The 15315-nt window shown below is 56.5% G+C and carries 13 protein-coding genes and 1 tRNA gene; 12 read left to right on the top strand and 2 right to left on the bottom strand.

All coding sequences use genetic code 11. From position 1 onward, the window contains the following. The first annotated feature begins 87 nt into the window (after window positions 1-87). The 7 genes from ACFER_RS10620 (at window position 88) to ACFER_RS10590 (ending at window position 5888) form a co-directional block, all read left to right on the top strand. Window positions 88-519 carry a hypothetical protein gene (locus ACFER_RS10620; RefSeq protein ID WP_012939396.1) on the top strand — a complete coding sequence of 144 codons (432 nt, stop codon included), beginning with the start codon at window positions 88-90 and terminating at the stop codon, window positions 517-519. 203 nt (window positions 520-722) lie between these two features. Then, window positions 723-1964 (top strand): peptidase T, encoded by a 1242-nt coding sequence (gene pepT / locus ACFER_RS10615; RefSeq protein WP_012939395.1) that lies wholly within the window; start codon window positions 723-725, stop codon window positions 1962-1964. Window positions 1965-2211: 247 nt separating this feature from the next. Continuing rightward, on the top strand, window positions 2212-2976 hold the full coding sequence (locus tag ACFER_RS10610; protein ID WP_012939394.1) for a ParA family protein: 765 nt from the start codon (window positions 2212-2214) through the stop codon (window positions 2974-2976). After that, complete coding sequence (locus ACFER_RS10605; RefSeq protein ID WP_012939393.1) at window positions 2966-3985, top strand: ParB/RepB/Spo0J family partition protein; 1020 nt, start codon at window positions 2966-2968, stop codon at window positions 3983-3985. The genes ACFER_RS10610 and ACFER_RS10605 overlap by 11 nt, the downstream gene beginning before the upstream one ends. Window positions 3986-3993: 8 nt before the next feature. Further along, on the top strand, window positions 3994-4698 hold the full coding sequence (locus ACFER_RS10600) for a DUF554 domain-containing protein (RefSeq protein WP_012939392.1): 705 nt from the start codon (window positions 3994-3996) through the stop codon (window positions 4696-4698). 45 nt (window positions 4699-4743) lie between these two features. After that, a tRNA-Val gene (locus ACFER_RS10595) sits at window positions 4744-4820 on the top strand. A 486-nt stretch (window positions 4821-5306) separates the two neighbouring features. Then, entirely contained in the window at window positions 5307-5888 is a 582-nt protein-coding gene (locus ACFER_RS10590) for a hypothetical protein (RefSeq protein WP_012939391.1), read from the top strand. Between the two features lie 192 nt (window positions 5889-6080). On the opposite strand, the gene ACFER_RS10915 is transcribed toward ACFER_RS10590, so the two are convergent. Further along, the gene (locus tag ACFER_RS10915) at window positions 6081-7052 is read right to left on the bottom strand and encodes a metallophosphoesterase family protein (protein ID WP_012939390.1); all 972 of its coding nucleotides are present in this window, start codon (window positions 7050-7052) and stop codon (window positions 6081-6083) included. A 313-nt stretch (window positions 7053-7365) separates the two neighbouring features. Here ACFER_RS10915 and ACFER_RS10580 point away from each other — a divergent pair, with 313 nt between their 5' ends. Further along, entirely contained in the window at window positions 7366-8340 is a 975-nt protein-coding gene (locus tag ACFER_RS10580; RefSeq protein ID WP_012939389.1) for a dihydrodipicolinate synthase family protein, read from the top strand. 126 nt (window positions 8341-8466) lie between these two features. Further along, window positions 8467-9729, top strand: a complete 1263-nt coding sequence (locus tag ACFER_RS10575; RefSeq protein ID WP_012939388.1) for an Nramp family divalent metal transporter — start codon at window positions 8467-8469, stop codon at window positions 9727-9729. Between the two features lie 98 nt (window positions 9730-9827). Here ACFER_RS10575 and ACFER_RS10570 read toward each other — a convergent pair whose 3' ends face one another. Next, complete coding sequence (locus ACFER_RS10570; RefSeq protein ID WP_012939387.1) at window positions 9828-10823, bottom strand: LacI family DNA-binding transcriptional regulator; 996 nt, start codon at window positions 10821-10823, stop codon at window positions 9828-9830. A 322-nt stretch (window positions 10824-11145) separates the two neighbouring features. Here ACFER_RS10570 and ACFER_RS10565 point away from each other — a divergent pair, with 322 nt between their 5' ends. From ACFER_RS10565 to rpoN, 3 genes are all read left to right on the top strand, one after another. Continuing rightward, the gene (locus ACFER_RS10565) at window positions 11146-12396 is read left to right on the top strand and encodes an Nramp family divalent metal transporter (RefSeq protein ID WP_012939386.1); all 1251 of its coding nucleotides are present in this window, start codon (window positions 11146-11148) and stop codon (window positions 12394-12396) included. A 178-nt stretch (window positions 12397-12574) separates the two neighbouring features. Next, window positions 12575-13759 (top strand): MalY/PatB family protein, encoded by a 1185-nt coding sequence (locus ACFER_RS10560; protein ID WP_012939385.1) that lies wholly within the window; start codon window positions 12575-12577, stop codon window positions 13757-13759. Between the two features lie 111 nt (window positions 13760-13870). Then, window positions 13871-15208 carry an RNA polymerase factor sigma-54 gene (gene rpoN, locus ACFER_RS10555; RefSeq protein WP_012939384.1) on the top strand — a complete coding sequence of 446 codons (1338 nt, stop codon included), beginning with the start codon at window positions 13871-13873 and terminating at the stop codon, window positions 15206-15208. Window positions 15209-15315 lie beyond the last annotated feature (107 nt).

Below are 15315 nucleotides of genomic sequence, written 5' to 3'. Positions count from 1 at the left end.
CTTCTTTTTGTTGTCAGTCCTTTGTCACATAAACGTAACTTCTTTGTGGTATCCTTGAACCATCTGATCCTGAAGGAGGTTCCATCCATGAACAAGAAAATCGCAGCCGCAGTGCTTTCCGCCTATCTGTTGGGAGCCGGTACGGCAGCTCTGCCGGCCCAGGCTTTTGATCTGGGTTCCGTCCTGAAACTGGGAGGCATCAGCTATCTGGTCAGCCGATTCGGGGGAGAAATCAACACCTTCATCAACAAAATGACCCTTCAGAAGGGCATGGATACCCATTATGCCACCAAGGTGGTGCCCATCCTCAGCCTGGGCAGCGGCAGCTACATCGGCGCCGTCCAGGTGGTGGGGCCAAAAGCCCAGGTGGACAAGGTAAAAGCGGTGGGACAGCTGGAAGGGAAGTTCCTCAGCGTGGCCCGGGTCAAGGCCATGATCCCCATCGACGCCACCAGTATCTCCAACATCAACCGGGTGGACGGAGTAGGCGTGGGAGCCATTGTGGACTTTAAGCTGTAAGGGAGGGTGAAAAAATCACACCCCCTTTGAACAACGGTAATGGCAGCATCAATCGTTCCCGTAGGGGTGGCAGGCCCGGCCGCCCGCCAAATAACCGTTTGCCCGTGTGTTTTGCGGGCTGCCGGTTGTGCGGCCCCTGTCAACGGCCAGTGACCATTACGGGCAGCGTTGCTGCCCTCAGATCCAGAAAGGAGACGGATACCATGATCGACGAAAACAAACTGGTGGACCGTTTTTTGCAGTATGTTTCCTTTGACACCCAGTCCGACGAGGAACAGGATGTCCTGCTGCCCAGCACCCCGGGACAGATGGTGTTTGCCCGGGCCCTGGCGGAAGAACTGAAGGGACTGGGGCTTTCCGATGTATCTCTGGATGACCATGGCTATGTGATGGCCACCCTGCCGGCTTCGGCGGGGATCTCCGGACCGGTGACGGGCTTCATTTCCCATATGGATACCAGTCCGGACGCCTCCGGGGAGGATGTAAAACCCCTGCGGGTCCGGAACTATGACGGGGGAGATGTGCTGCTGAACCGGGACAAGGGCATCGTGTTTTCCGCAAAGGATTTCCCGGAAATCCGGAAATACCGGGGACAGGACATCCTGTTCACCGACGGCACCACCCTGCTGGGGGCCGACGACAAGGCCGGGGTGGCGGCCATCGTCACCGCCATGGAACATTTCCTGGACCATCCGGAAATCCTCCACGGGACCCTGCGGGTGGGGTTCACCCCTGACGAGGAAACCGGACGCAGCGCCTCCGGCTTCGATGTGGCGAAATTCGGAGCGGATTTTGCCTATACGGTGGACGGCGGGGAACTGGGAGGTCTGGAATATGAGAACTTCAATGCGGACAACCCGGTGGTCACTTTCCATGGGCGCAGTGTCCATACCGGTTCCGCCAAAGGGAAGATGAAGAATGCCCTGGCCATGGCGGCGGAATGGCAGCAGGCGCTGCCGGCAGGAGAAAAACCGGAATACACGGAAGGGTATGAAGGATTCTTCCATGTGTACAAAATCACGGGAGATGTGGAAACCTGCCGGATGCACATGCTGGTCCGGGACCATGACCAAAAACGGTTCGGAGAACGGAAGGTCTTCCTGGACCGGCTGGCGGACTTCCTGAACGAAAAGTATGGCATTGGCAGCGTGGAACTGGAACACCATGATGTGTACTACAATATGGCGGAAAAGATCCGGGACGGCCATATGGCCGTGGTGGACCTGGCCCGGGAAGCCATGGAGGCGGTGGGGGTCACGCCGGTGGTGGAACCCATCCGGGGCGGCACCGACGGAGCCCAGCTGTCCTGGCGGGGCCTGCCCTGCCCCAACCTGTTTACCGGGGGCGCCAATTTCCACGGCCGGTTCGAATATTTGCCCATCCCCAGTCTGGTGAAAGCCTGTGAGACCGTAGTGGAGATCGGGAAGAGAGGGTACAGGATTTAGGGCCGCGGGCTATGGGTCCCGGGCTTGTTGGTGAGGGTCGGATGATACGGTCCTGGAGTCAGGGTACAGCTGCATCGCTGTTTTTTGAAAAGAAAAGGACGGAAAGAGCTGCAGAAACAAGCCCGGGACCAGCGACTCATGGCTCGTGACCTGAGGTTGTTGCTTCTATGTGCAACAACCTCATTTCTATGTTACAATATCCTACAGTGTCCCAAAAAGGAAATCCCATTTGAAAGGAGTGGACCCTATGACCCGAATCATTGCCGTGGCCAACCAGAAGGGCGGGGTGGGGAAGACCACCACCAGCATCAGTCTGGCGGCCTGTCTGGCGGAAGGACGGAAAAAGACACTGCTGGTGGATCTGGACGCCCAGGGGAACGCCACCAGCGGTCTGGGTATCGATAAAAGCAGCCTGGAACGCTGTCTGTATGATGTGCTGATCAACCATACGGAACTGGAGGAGATCATCCAGCCCACTGCCTGGAAGGATCTGTGGGTGGCTCCTGCCACCATGAACCTGGCCGGCGCGGAAATCGATCTGATCGAGAAAAAGAATCCCCCCAATGCCCTGAAAAAACATCTGTACAAAATAAAGGACAATTACGACTTTGTAATCATCGACTGTCCCCCTTCTCTCAGCCTGCTGACCGTCAATGCCCTGACGGCGGCGGACAGCGTGCTGATCCCCATCCAGTGTGAATTCTATGCCCTGGAGGGCGTGACCCAGCTGCTGGCCACCGTGGACCGGATCCGTCAGTCCACCAACCCGGATCTGACCATTGAAGGCATCGTCATGACCATGACGGACAGCCGGACCAACCTGTCCAACGATGTGGTGGCCCAGGTGAAGGAACATTTCCCTGAGCTGCTGTTCAAGACCATGATTCCCCGTTCTGTGCGGCTGGGGGAAGCCCCCAGCTATGGACAGCCCATTACCGTGTACGATCCTCACGGGAAAGCGGCGGAAGCCTACAGAGCACTGGCAAGGGAGGTGAAGCGCCGTGGCCGGTAAGAAAGGCGGTCTGGGCATGACGGGCCTGGACAAGATGTTCGGCGGGCGGAAGCCCAAGGGAGCTCCTGCGGCCAGAACGGCGGTGGAAGAGAAACAGGCCGGAGAAGCGGTAGGGGAAGTGACGGTGAAGAACCTGAAGCCCAATCCCTACCAGCCCCGGAAGACCTTTGACCCTGAGGCCCTCCGGGAACTGGAGGAAAGCATCCGCCAGAGCGGGGTGATCCAGCCCCTGATCGTCCGGAAGAAAGGGCGGCAGTACGAAATCGTGGCCGGGGAACGGCGTTGGCGGGCGGCCAAAGCCGCCGGACTCACCAAGGTGCCGGTGGTGGTCCGGGACTACGATGAAGATGCCATGATGGAAGTGGCCCTGGTGGAAAACATGCAGCGCAGCGACCTGGATCCCATGGAAGAGGCCCGGGGCATCCAGCAGCTGATGGAGACCCTGGGGCTGACCCAGGAAGAAGCGGCCCGGAAGCTGGGGAAAAGCCGCGCGGCGGTGGCCAATGCCCTGCGGCTGCTGAAATTGCCCGCTGAAGTGGCAGAACTGGTTTCCGCAGGGAAACTGTCTCCCGGCCAGGTACGGCCCCTCCTGGGGCTGGATACGCCGGAGAAAATCAATGAACTGGCCCGGAAGGCGGCGGAAGGGGGCTGGTCTGCCCGGATCGTGGAAGAAGTGGCCAAGGCGGAAAAAGCAGGGAAACCCTGGCATCTTTACCTGAAGACGGAAGAAGAACTGCTTCCTCCGGAAAAAACGCCAGGAAAGAAAGAACGGAAAGCCCCGTCTTCCCAGAACGGAACGAAGGCCCAGGATCCGGATACCCGGGCCTTCCAGGAAAAGCTGATCCAGTACCTGGGGACCCGGGTGAAGATCGAGCCTTCCCAAAAGGACCAGGGGGGCCGGATCCTCATCGAATATTATGGACCGGAAGATCTGGAACGGCTCTATGAACTGCTCCAGGGGCCGGTCCGGTCCGGGAACCGGAAAAAAACCGGGCTGTTCACTGTGTGAGGGCTGCCATGATCGGATCGGGAACCCTTGTGAATGTGGCCGCCATTGCCGGCGGCAGCCTGGTGGGCCTGCTGGTGGGCCGGGGCATCAAGGAAAAATACCAGGAAACGGTGATTTACGGTCTGGCTCTCTGTGTGATCCTGCTGGGGCTTCAGATGGCCCTCCAGGGACAGCACATCCTGCTGACCATCATCAGTCTGGTCACCGGATCCATCCTGGGGGAAGCCCTGGGGATCGAAGAGAAACTGGAACAGGTGGGCACCTGGCTGGCGGCCCGGGTCCAGAAAGCCAAGGGAAAGGGAGATGCAGGGACGGAGGCCTTTGTGGAAGGATTCCTGTCCACCAGTCTCCTGTACTGTGTGGGGGCCATGGCCATTGTAGGGTCCATCCAGGACGGGCTCAGCGGGGATGCCACCACCTTATACACCAAGGCCATGATCGACGGCCTCAGCGGCATCATCTACGCCTCCAATATGGGGATCGGGGTCCTGTTCTCCGCCTTGTCCGTAGGGGTCTATCAGGGCATCCTGACAGCTCTGGCCGGAATCCTGGGGCCCTATATGAGCCAGACCGTGGTCCAGGAGATCTCTGCCAGCGGAGGCCTGATGATCCTGGGGGTGGGGATCAACATGACCCGTCTCCTGAAGATCCGGGTGGGAAACATGCTGCCGGGGCTTTTGGTGGCCGGAGTGGCTGCAGGAATTTTTTTATAAAACCCCTTGCATTATTTGGGAAAGAAGCGTATAATACAATTTATCGGGATTATAGCTCAGTTGGTTAGAGCGCATCGCTCACATCGATGAGGTCTACGGTTCGAATCCGCATAATCCCACCAATTAAAAGGTAAGAGGCTGTTGCAAAAGCAACAGTCTCTTTTTTGCGTATGAAAAAATCCGTCCGGTCAACGGTCAACAGCCAAAGGAAACCAGCAAAACTGGCTTTGAACAACGGCAACCGTTATATCAATCGTTTCCGTAGAGGCGTCAGGTCCGGCCGCCCGCCCAACCAGCAGCTGACCATGTGTTTTGCGGGGCGACCGGCCTGCGCTCCCTACGGTTCATGCTGTTTCAAAATCAATTTGCAAAAATTGATTTCCATCGGCTGCTGGCCGCTGACCGTTGACAGCTGACAAAATAGGGCCTGTTTCCCTTGCTTCCCACTCTTCTTTCCTCTTTTTTACCAAATCCCTTCACTTTTTCCATTCACTTTTCATCCATCCGGACATGGCTCCCGTCCATGCCCCTTGTCCGGCCTGGATTTCCATGCTACACTTCTTCTGAAGGCGCTGACTTCAGACTTTATCAGAAACGAGGTTTTGCAATTGTTCTCTCTGAAGACGAAACAGTTTCTTGCAGTATCTGCTTCCCTGCTGATCCTGGGGATAGCCGGACCGGTTTTTGCGGCTCCGGCCGCCGGTCCGGATCAGGTTCCCAATCCCTATGTGTCCTATGCCACCTACCAGGATGCCGCCCGGGTCCTGGGCTTTTGTCCTCTGACCCTCAGCCGGGATTCCGGCTATGCCCTGGATGGGATTTCCGTGATCAGCGGGCGTTCTTCTGACCTTTCCTTTGTCCGGCTGGGACAGCCAGAAACAAAAGTACGGATCCGTACTGCATTGAAAAACAATATGCCTAAAGAAACTCTCAGTGGAGTTTATGGAGTAAAATGGAATAAGCAACCCGTAAACAAGACGATTGTCAGCATGGCCCGGCTGGGACCCCGATTCTTTGCCGCCTGCTGGGAAACCGGGAACTATGTGTTCGCCGTCCAGGGAAAAGGCCTGGAGGAAGCCGCTTTCCAGAGCCTCCTCACCAACAGCCTGGTGGAGGATGCGGAACATTATTTCATTTCCCTCCAAAAAGAGAAAGAAGAGGGGAAGAAGACTGTGTACAGCAATTTGTGAAGAGGTGGCTGCTGCACGCGTTCTGTGCAACAGCCACCTGTCTGGTCGCGGGCTTCTTGGCGGAACCCCAAAATACGGTTTTCTGGATTTCTGTCGGTTTTGCCTCATCCTTCTATAGAAAAAGAATAAACGGTTGCAACGTCCAGGCTCGCGACCCATGACTCGCGGCCCGCGACTGGGGGTGTGAATTTTTCACACCCCCTTCCTCATTTCTCCTGGAACCGGTATCGTACGGTCCATCTGGGGCAGCCACTGGTGTTTTTTGTGGCTGTAGGTGCGGATTTCGATTTTTTCCGGGTACAGATACAGGGAATTGGTCCATATCTGCTTTCCGTCCCAGGTGGGGTTGTGCACATCCAGGATTTCCGTGCCGGGGATTTTGTTCACCGGGTTGTTGAAACTGGGGTTCTTGGGAGATGTATGGGTGTGGCCGGATACCCACAGCAGCACCTGGGGATTTTCCGTCAGCAGTTGGTGGAGCTTTTTGGCCGGCTGGGCGTAATTCCGGGGCGTATCCAGTTTGCTGCCGGGGATCAGGGTGCCGGTGATGGGGGCATGGCAGAAGATCAGGGTGGGTTCCTGCCGGTGGTCCTTCAGTTCCTTTTCCAGCCAGGCTAGCTGTTCCTTGGACAGCTCCACGGCATATTTGCTTTCCAGGGTGTCCGGGGACAGGAATACCAGGAAGTACTGGCCCAGCTTCCGGGAATGGTACAGGGGACCGAATGTCTTCTCGTAGGTCTGGAGGTGGAGCCCCCGTTCATAAGGATCCGCCGGTACCAGCCTGCCGGTGCTGGACAGATCCCGGTGATAGATGACTTCATGGTTCCCGGCCAGGAATTCCTTGGGCTTTTTCACCCGGTCCGTCAGTTCCCGGGCCAGTTTGTAGTCAGCCGGGCTGCCGGTTTTCTGGACCATATCCCCGGTAAAGACGCACAGGTCCACATCCTCCCAGCCGTTGATGTCCCGGACGGCTGCTTTTTTGTTTGCGATTTTCCGGGCCCGGAGTTCCGGTTCCCGGGTTTTGCTGCCGTAATGGATGTCACTGCACACCACGATCCGTTCATAGCGCCGGGCCTGGACCGGCTTGTCCAGAGGCAGGAGGGGCAGCACACAGGCCGCCAGGGTGCACAGGGCCGTGAGAAACACCTTCTTTTTGTTTTGCATAAGGAAACAACTCCCTTCTTATGGAATCCATTATAGCAGGGAGGGGGAAAAGGGAAAGAATCGCGAGTATACAATGAAAACGATTGCATGAAAAGCTCATAAAATACGATTACTGACAAAATCCTCTTTTTGAAGTGGAATAACCTCATTAAACCTTGCTTCTAGACATGAAAAGCCGGTGCAAAAAATTGCGGAACTGTCAGAAAACATTGACGGATGACCCTGAAACATGATATAAAATAGCCAAGGTTGATGCAAACGATTGCAGAGACAGGACGAAAAAATAGAAATCATTTTCAGGAGGTTTTTCATCATGGCAAAAGTAAAGAACTTCAAGACCATTTTCCCGGCGGTATCCGTTCCTCTGAACGCTGACTATACCATCAACGAACCGGAATTCAGAGCATACCTGCGCTGGATCAAATCCTTCTACAACAAAGGCATCGAAGGTCTGGTCTGCAACGGCCACACTGGCGAAGTCACCGGTCTGACCCGGGAAGAACGGAAACGGGTAACGGAAATCTGCGCCGAAGAATGCGGCGATGTGATGACCATCATCTCCGGGGTCAACTGTGAAAACACCGAAGGCGCCATCGAAATGGCCAAGGATGCCAAAGAAGCCGGCGCTGACGGGATCCTGCTGATGCCGCCCCATATGTGGCTGCGTTTCGGGATGAACCCCAAGGCTCCCTTCCAGTTCGTCAAAGATGTGGCTGACGGTGCCGACATCGACATCATCATCCACCTGTATCCGGCTACCAGCAAGGCCTTCTACCCGGTGGAAACCCTGATCAAGATGGTCAAGGAAATCCCCCATGTAAAGGCCATCAAGATGGGTACCCGTGTCACCGCCATCTATGAACACGACGTCCGTGAACTGCGGAAAGCCTGCCCGGATGTATCCCTGATCACCTGCCATGATGAGACCCTGTGTGTATCCTGGTTCCCCGGCATGGACGGCGCTCTGATCGGCTTTGCCGGCTGCGTGCCCGAACTGATCACTGCAGCCTGGAAAGTATTCAAGGACCCGGCCAACCACACCCTGAAGGAAGCCCAGGATGCCTCCAACAACATTTATCCCATCAGCCAGGCCATCTACGGCGGCGGCCAGCCTTCCGGCGAAGCCCATGCCCGTCTGAAGGAAGCTCTGGTACAGCGCGGTGTATTCACCAGCGGCCTGATGCGGAAACCGGTTCTGCCCCTGGACCAGGAAGAAAAAGACTGGGTGGCAGAAGGTCTGAAGAAGAGCGGTCTGCCCAAAGTGGACATGAAACCCTTCGAAAAATAAGCAGGAGATTCTCCTCTGAACGGAGTGCATCAAAGACCATCCTTTTTGACCTATACAGGAAAACCACGAGGCGGCTGCCCATCCAATCATGGGCAGCCGTTTTCATTTGAAATAAGGAAGGAAATTATGGAATCTGCAGTAAACAAACAACTTGGGTTTGACCCCTCCACCGTAAAACGGCTGACGGCTCTGGAGATCCTGAAGCGGATCGGCCCCGGCATCATCCTGGCCGGTGTTGTGGTGGGGCCGGGGGCCATCACCACTGCGGCCATGCTGGGTTCCAGCTATGGATACCATATGCTGTGGCTGTTTATCCCCATCTTCATCATGAGTATTACCTTTATGCTCACCTGCTATCGGCTGGCCATGCTGACCGGCATGCCTCTGCTCCATGGGATCCGGCACTATTATGGCCATGGAGCCGCGGCCTTTGTGGGCATCTGTCTGTTTTTTTCCTGTCTGTTCTTCACTTTCGGCAATATTTCCGGAAGCGGCGCCGGGATGAGCCTGCTTTTCGGGGTCGACTGGAAAATCGGAGCACTGATCATGCTGGCACTGCTGCTGGGACTGTACTTTTCCAAAGATACCTATTCGAAAATCGAAAAAGGCGTCATGGTCTGCATCCTGGGGATGATCCTGGCTTTTTATGCCACCCTCTATGCGTCCGGAGGCCCGGACCCCCAGGGATTCATCTTGGGACTGACCCATTGGGGATTTCCGGAAGGGAGCGTCCTGGGGTCATTGGCTTTTCTCAGTACCCATGCTTCCATTACCGCCGGGATCTACGGAACCTATCTGGGGGCTGAAAAAAAGTGGAAGAAACAGGATTTGTTCAACGGCACCATGCTGTCGGATGCCTGTGCCCATGTGCTGACAGTGATCCTGATTTCCGGGGCCATTGTTACCGTGGGTGCCATTGTCCTCCATCCCACCGGGCTGACCATTTCCAGTCCGGTGCAGATGGCCGGCATGCTGGAACCCGTCCTGGGCAGTAAAGCGCGGTTCGTTATGGGGGCCGCCCTGCTGGGCTCCGCCTTTTCCGCACTGATGGGGAATACCCAGCGGGGGGTGGTGCTGCTGAACGCCGGCCTGGGCTGGGAAGTAGGGCTGGAAAGCAGACGGGTCCGCTGGAGCTGTGTGGCCTGCCTTCTCCTGGGGGTGATTGTATGCTTTGCCTACAGCGGGTCTCCCACCCAGCTGATTTTCCTGGCCAATCTGGCCACCAGCATCGGGACCCCCACGGCCGGGCTCTTTGTGACCCTGATGATCTGGAGGAAAGATGTCCAGGCAGGCCTGAAGCCGCTTCGCCTGTTGCAGCTCACCATGACCCTGTGCTATCTGTTTACCACCGCGCTGACTCTGTATAGTTTCGGAGCCCGGTTTCTGTAACCGCAAGGGATTGAAAAAAGAGGGGCTGTTGCTTATGCAACAGCCCCTCTTTTTTCAATCCAACCCATGTCCCACAATGATTGTACAACCGTTGTTTATCAGGTGCTTTCCCGTTCGATCAGCACTGAATCGTACACCACATGCTGGATGGACACGGCGCTCCGGTCCTTGGCTTCGATCTGCTCCAGCACCAGCTGGGCGGCTTTCCGGCCGATTTCCCGGGCGGGCATTTCCAGGGTGGTCATGGTGGTTTCCAGCATGTTCCCGATTTCATGGCCGGTAAGGCTGATGATCCGGACCTGCCGGGGAACTTTTTTCCGGGCTTCCTTCAGGGCCCGCATGGCACCGATGCCCTGGGCATCCGTGGCCGCCAGGATGGCATCCAGTTCCGGATGCTCCAGAAGCATCTGCCTGGTGGTCTGGTAGCCGTATTCCAGGGAACTGGTGAACCCTTTGGCTTCGGAGGTGATTTCCTTCAGCCCCAGTTCCTCCAGGGCTTCCCTGTATCCCTGATACCGGAATTTATAGGGAGATACCTTCAAAGAACCGGTGATCAGACCGGGATGACGGCTTCCCTTGCCGTACAGGTACTTCACCGCCTCGTATCCGCATTTCACATAGTCCACGGTGACGCTGGAGAGAGTGTCATCCTGGATCCGGATTACCTGGGTCACCGGGATCCCGGAAGCCTGGATGTCCCGGACCAGTTTTTTGTTCTTTCCGGTGCCGGCCAGGAGGATCCCGTCCACCAGACCGTTCCGCAGCCGGCTCAGCCCCTCTTTTTCAATCTGGGGATCATCTTCGGTGCTGCACAGCAGGGTGGCATATCCCTGGGCCCGGGCCGTTTCTTCGATGGCCTGGGCTACGGTGGAGAACACTGTCAGATGGAGCCGGGGCACCACCACTCCGATGGTGTGCCGTTTGCCCTGACGCAGCCCCTTGGCCAGCAGGTTGGGCCGGTAGCTGAGTTTTTCCACCGCGGCCATGATCCGGGCCTTGGTCTCCGCGTGGACGCAGGGATTGTTGTTCAGGGCCCGGGAGACGGTGCTCACATCCACGCAGGCCAGCTTGGCCACGTCTTTCAGGGTTGGCATGGAATTTCACTCCTTTCCCGGATTGATGGATCCGGAATTGATAGGTATTGTTACTTATTTACGAAAACGTTTGCATACGATTAATAAATATCATAGTGAAAGAGTTTTGTCAATATAAACTTGTCAAGGCGCATGAAACCTTGCTGTACGATATATTTATCCGTGCAATAAGTTGCAGAAGTATCAGAAAATATTGACGAAAAGCCCAGGGAAATGCTATAAAGTAGGAGCAGTAATACAAACGATTGCAAAAAGCAGCTGCCAATACCTGAAAATACGGGCTGGGAAAGAAACCCGGCGCCTGCCACAAGGAGATAAGATCATGTACATTGAACATCTGGGCTTCGACCCTGAAACCGTTCCCAAACTGACTTTTCTGCAGATGCTGAAGCGGATCGGCCCCGGCATCATCCTGACCGGGGTGGTCATCGGTCCGGGAGCCATCACTACCGCTGCCATGCTGGGGGCCAACTACGGCTATGACATGCTGTGGCTGTTCATCCCCATTTTCCTTATGGGCATCACCTTCATGCTCACCTGCTACCGGATTACCATGCTGACGGGCATGCCCATCATCCACGCCATCCGCCACTATTACGGCAAAGGGTCGGCGGCCTTTGTGGGTGTCTGCCTGTTCCTGGCCTGTCTGTTCTTCACTTTCGGGAACATTTCCGGCAGCGGAGCCGGCATGAACCTGCTGTTCGGCATCGACTGGAAAATCGGGGCCCTGATCATGATCGCCATCCTGCTGGTGATGTATTTTTCCAAGAATACCTATTCCAAGGTGGAAAAAGGGATCCTGCTGTGCATCCTGGCCATGATTGCCGCCTTCTATGCCACCCTGTACGTGTCCGGAGGACCGGAATGGGGCGGATTCTTCCAGGGTGTCACCCACTGGGGATTCCCTAAGGGGAGCATCCACAACAGCCTGGCCTTCATCAGTACCCATGCGGCCATTACCGCCGGGGTCTACGGCACCTACCTGGGCGCAGAAAAGAAATGGAACAAGAAGGACATGTTCAACGGGACCATGCTGGCGGATGCCATTGCCCATGTGGTGACGGTGATCCTGATTTCCGGCGCCGTGGTGCTGGTGGGGGCCATCGTCCTCCATCCCCAGGGGCTGCGGATCAAGGCTCCGGCCCAGCTGGCGGCTATGCTCCGTCCCTTCCTGGGCGGGTATGCCAACCTGGTCATGGGCCTGGCGCTCCTGGGAGCCGCCTTCTCCAGCCTTCTGGGGAACACCCAGAGAGGGGTGGTACTGCTGAATGCAGGGCTGGATAAGGACGTGAGCCTGGAAAGCAAACTGGTCCGGTGGCTGTGTGTGGCCTGCATCGTGTTCGGCTGTGTCATCTGCTTTTTGTACAACGGGTCTCCCACCCGGCTGATCTTCATCGCCAACCTGGCCACTGCCATCGGGACGCCCACGGCAGGGTTCTTCGTCACCCGGATGATCTGGCGGAAGGACGTGAACGAAGGGATGAAACAGCCCCTGCTGCTCCAGATCTCCATGACCGTCTGCTACCTGTTCGCCCTGGGCATGACCGTATACGCCCTGGTGGCGAAGCTGTGAAAAGGTGGGGCTGTTGCATGCGCAATAGCCCCATGTCAATTGACAATTGACCATCGACAAAAAGGGACTGTGAAAAAATAATTTCTCATTTTTTCACAGTCCCTTTTCTGTTGCCAACTTCCTTTCCATCCGGTAAGATACTATTATATAGAAAACAACTGGGAAAAGGAGCGATACTATGGGGAAATACGACTTTGACCGGATCATCGACCGGAAGAACACCAGCTGCCTGAAATACGATTTCGGCATGAAACGGAAGGGGCGGACGGATCTGCTGCCCATGTGGGTGGCGGACATGGATTTTGCTCTGCCGGAGGAGATCCTGGAAGATTTCCACAAACGGATCGACCATGGGATCTTCGGGTATACGGATCCGGATGCAGAATACTTTGCCGCCCTGGACCGGTGGTTCTCCCTCCATCACGGGTACCACATCCAGCCGGAATGGGTGACCCTGGGCTGCGGGGTGGTCTATGGCCTGGCCACCGGGGTGAAGGCTTTTACGGAGCCGGGGGACAGGGTGCTGATCCAGCAGCCGGTGTATTATCCCTTCCGGGAAGTCATCGAAGACAATGGCCGGAGCTTCATCAACAGCCAGCTCCATTATGAAAATGGGAAATACACCATCGACTTTGGGGATTTTGAGCAGAAAATCCGGGAAAACAAGGTAAAAGCCTTCCTGCTGTGCAACCCCCACAACCCGGCGGGACGGGTGTGGACCAGGGAGGAACTGACCCGGTTGGGGGATATCTGCCTGAAGCACAATGTGATCATCCTGGATGATGAGATCCATTGTGATTTCGTCTATGCGCCCCATCACTTTACCAGCTTCCTGACCCTGGACGAAAAATACAGAAACAACCTGGTTGTATTCAATTCGCCCAGCAAGACCTTCAACGTGGCCGGCCTCCAGCCCGGGAACATCATCATCCCGGACAAGGAACTCCGGCGCAGATACCGGAAAGCCAATGCCGCTGCCGGCTACAGCCAGGGCAGCATCATGGGACAGGTGGCGGTGAAAAGCTGCTACACCAAAGGGGATGCCTGGGTGAAGGAACTGGTGGAATATATTGCCGGGAACATTGCCTGGGCCCGGGAATTCGTGAAGGCAAACTTCCCCAAAGCCACCTTTGTGGAACCGGAAGGGACCTATCTGGTGTGGATCGATTTTTCCGGCTACGGGCTTTCTGACGACGAATTGGAACACCTGATGGTGGATGAGGCCAAATTGTGGCTGGATTCCGGGAAGATCTTCGGACCGGCCACCGCCCAGTTCGAACGGTTCAACATGGCCTGCCCCCGGTCCACTGTGGAAAAGGCCTTCCGGCAGCTGAAGGCGGCCATGGAGAAAAAGGGCCTGTAAAGAAGAAATTCCCCGTCTTGTGAAATAATATACTCTAAAGTATGATACTCTAGAGTATATTATTTTTTTATAAACAGGATGAAAAAACAGGAAGGAGGAAAAGGACCTGTTATGGGTATGACAAAACTTATCCTGGCTCCCCAGCAGAAGCAGCAGCTGAACCTCCATCTGGTCCAGCAGATGAAACTGCTCCAGCTGGGGGCCCTGGAACTGGAACAGTACGTCCGGGAGGCGGTGGAAGCCAATCCCCTCCTGGAATTTCCCGGTGAAGCAGAGGGGCCGGCCTGGCAGGAAACGGCTCAGGAGGTATACCGGAGGAAACGGACCCGGGATCAGGAGGATGAACCGCTGCCGGATCCGGTGGCCAATGCTGGGCGGCAGGAAAAGACCCTGCAGCAGGTGGTGGAAGAACAGCTGGGCTGTCTGCGGCTTTCCGGGGTGGATCGGAGCCTGGCCTGTTATATGGCCGGGACTCTGGACAGCCGGGGCTGGTGGACGGAAAGTGTGGAAGAAACGGCCCGGGCCTTTGGGGTGACGGAAGACCGGGTTCTCCAGGTGCTGCAGCAGATCCAGCAGCTGGAACCGGCGGGAATCGGGGCCCGGGACCTGTCCCAGTGTCTGCTGCTCCAGCTGGAAAACCAGGGGAAAGAGGCAGATCTGACCCGGAGAATCATCCGGGAGGGGTTGGACCTTCTGGCCCGGAACCAGATCCCGGCCCTGGCCCGGAAATTCGGCTGTACCCAGAAGGAAATCCTGGCCGCCAAGGCCCGGATCTGTGTACTGGATCCCAAACCGGGAGCCCGGTTTGCCGGAGCCGGACCGGTGGTGTACCAGCGGGAGGACGCCCGGGTGGAAGATACCGGGGAAGGATTGAAAGTCACCGTCTACGATACCTGGGGACGGAAATTCGTCCTGAACCAGGAATATCTGGACTGGGCCGGGGAGCAGGGGAATGGGCAGGTGAAAGCCTATCTGAAAGAACAGCTGGGCAAGGCACGGCAGCTCCAACAGCTGCTGAAGGAACGGCAGCAGACCCTGCTGGTGGTGTTCCAGGCCCTGGTGAGCCATCAGGAACCCTTTTTCCGGCTGGGGCCCGGGCACCGGCAGCCTTTGAAACTGGCAGATCTGGCAGAAGAAACAGGGCTGGCCGTTTCCACGGTCAGCCGGGCTCTCCAGCACAAGGTGATCGGCTGCCGCTGGGGAAGTTTTACTGCCGGAAGTTTTCTCCAGGGACAGGCGTCTTCCCATGAACAGGGAGCCGTGACGGAAGAACGGCTCCAGCAGCTGATCCGGGAACTGATTGAGGGAGAAGACAAGCATCATCCCCTCAGCGACCAGGCCATCTGCCGGGCCCTGGAACAGCAGGGCGTCCAGGTGGCCCGGCGGACCGTGAACAAGTACCGGGTGAAAATGGGCATCGGGGATAAAAGCGCGAGAAAAGAGTGGTAATTTAGGGGGTGTTGCTCATGCAACATCCTCTAAATTATCTCAAATTCTGTACGGGCCATGAGTCACGGGTCGCGGGCTGGACCTTTTGGCTCGTTTGTTCTTTTCTA

Origin of the sequence: Acidaminococcus fermentans DSM 20731 (genome assembly GCF_000025305.1) — a bacterium.
GTDB lineage: Bacteria > Bacillota > Negativicutes > Acidaminococcales > Acidaminococcaceae > Acidaminococcus > Acidaminococcus fermentans.
The sequence above is the reverse complement of the archived record's forward strand: the minus strand, read 5'-3'. Positions and strand labels throughout refer to the sequence as shown.

Excerpts from the sequence above, each read along its gene's own strand:
- ACFER_RS10620 (WP_012939396.1), top strand. The coding sequence starts at position 88 with ATGAACAAGAAAATCGCAGCCGCAGTGCTTTCCGCCTATCTGTTGGGA.
- pepT (WP_012939395.1), top strand. The coding sequence starts at position 723 with ATGATCGACGAAAACAAACTGGTGGACCGTTTTTTGCAGTATGTTTCC.
- ACFER_RS10610 (WP_012939394.1), top strand. The coding sequence starts at position 2,212 with ATGACCCGAATCATTGCCGTGGCCAACCAGAAGGGCGGGGTGGGGAAG.
- ACFER_RS10600 (WP_012939392.1), top strand. The coding sequence starts at position 3,994 with ATGATCGGATCGGGAACCCTTGTGAATGTGGCCGCCATTGCCGGCGGC.
- ACFER_RS10915 (WP_012939390.1), bottom strand. The coding sequence starts at position 7,052 with ATGCAAAACAAAAAGAAGGTGTTTCTCACGGCCCTGTGCACCCTGGCG.
- ACFER_RS10580 (WP_012939389.1), top strand. The coding sequence starts at position 7,366 with ATGGCAAAAGTAAAGAACTTCAAGACCATTTTCCCGGCGGTATCCGTT.
- ACFER_RS10575 (WP_012939388.1), top strand. The coding sequence starts at position 8,467 with ATGGAATCTGCAGTAAACAAACAACTTGGGTTTGACCCCTCCACCGTA.
- ACFER_RS10570 (WP_012939387.1), bottom strand. The coding sequence starts at position 10,823 with ATGCCAACCCTGAAAGACGTGGCCAAGCTGGCCTGCGTGGATGTGAGC.
- ACFER_RS10565 (WP_012939386.1), top strand. The coding sequence starts at position 11,146 with ATGTACATTGAACATCTGGGCTTCGACCCTGAAACCGTTCCCAAACTG.
- ACFER_RS10560 (WP_012939385.1), top strand. The coding sequence starts at position 12,575 with ATGGGGAAATACGACTTTGACCGGATCATCGACCGGAAGAACACCAGC.
- rpoN (WP_012939384.1), top strand. The coding sequence starts at position 13,871 with ATGGGTATGACAAAACTTATCCTGGCTCCCCAGCAGAAGCAGCAGCTG.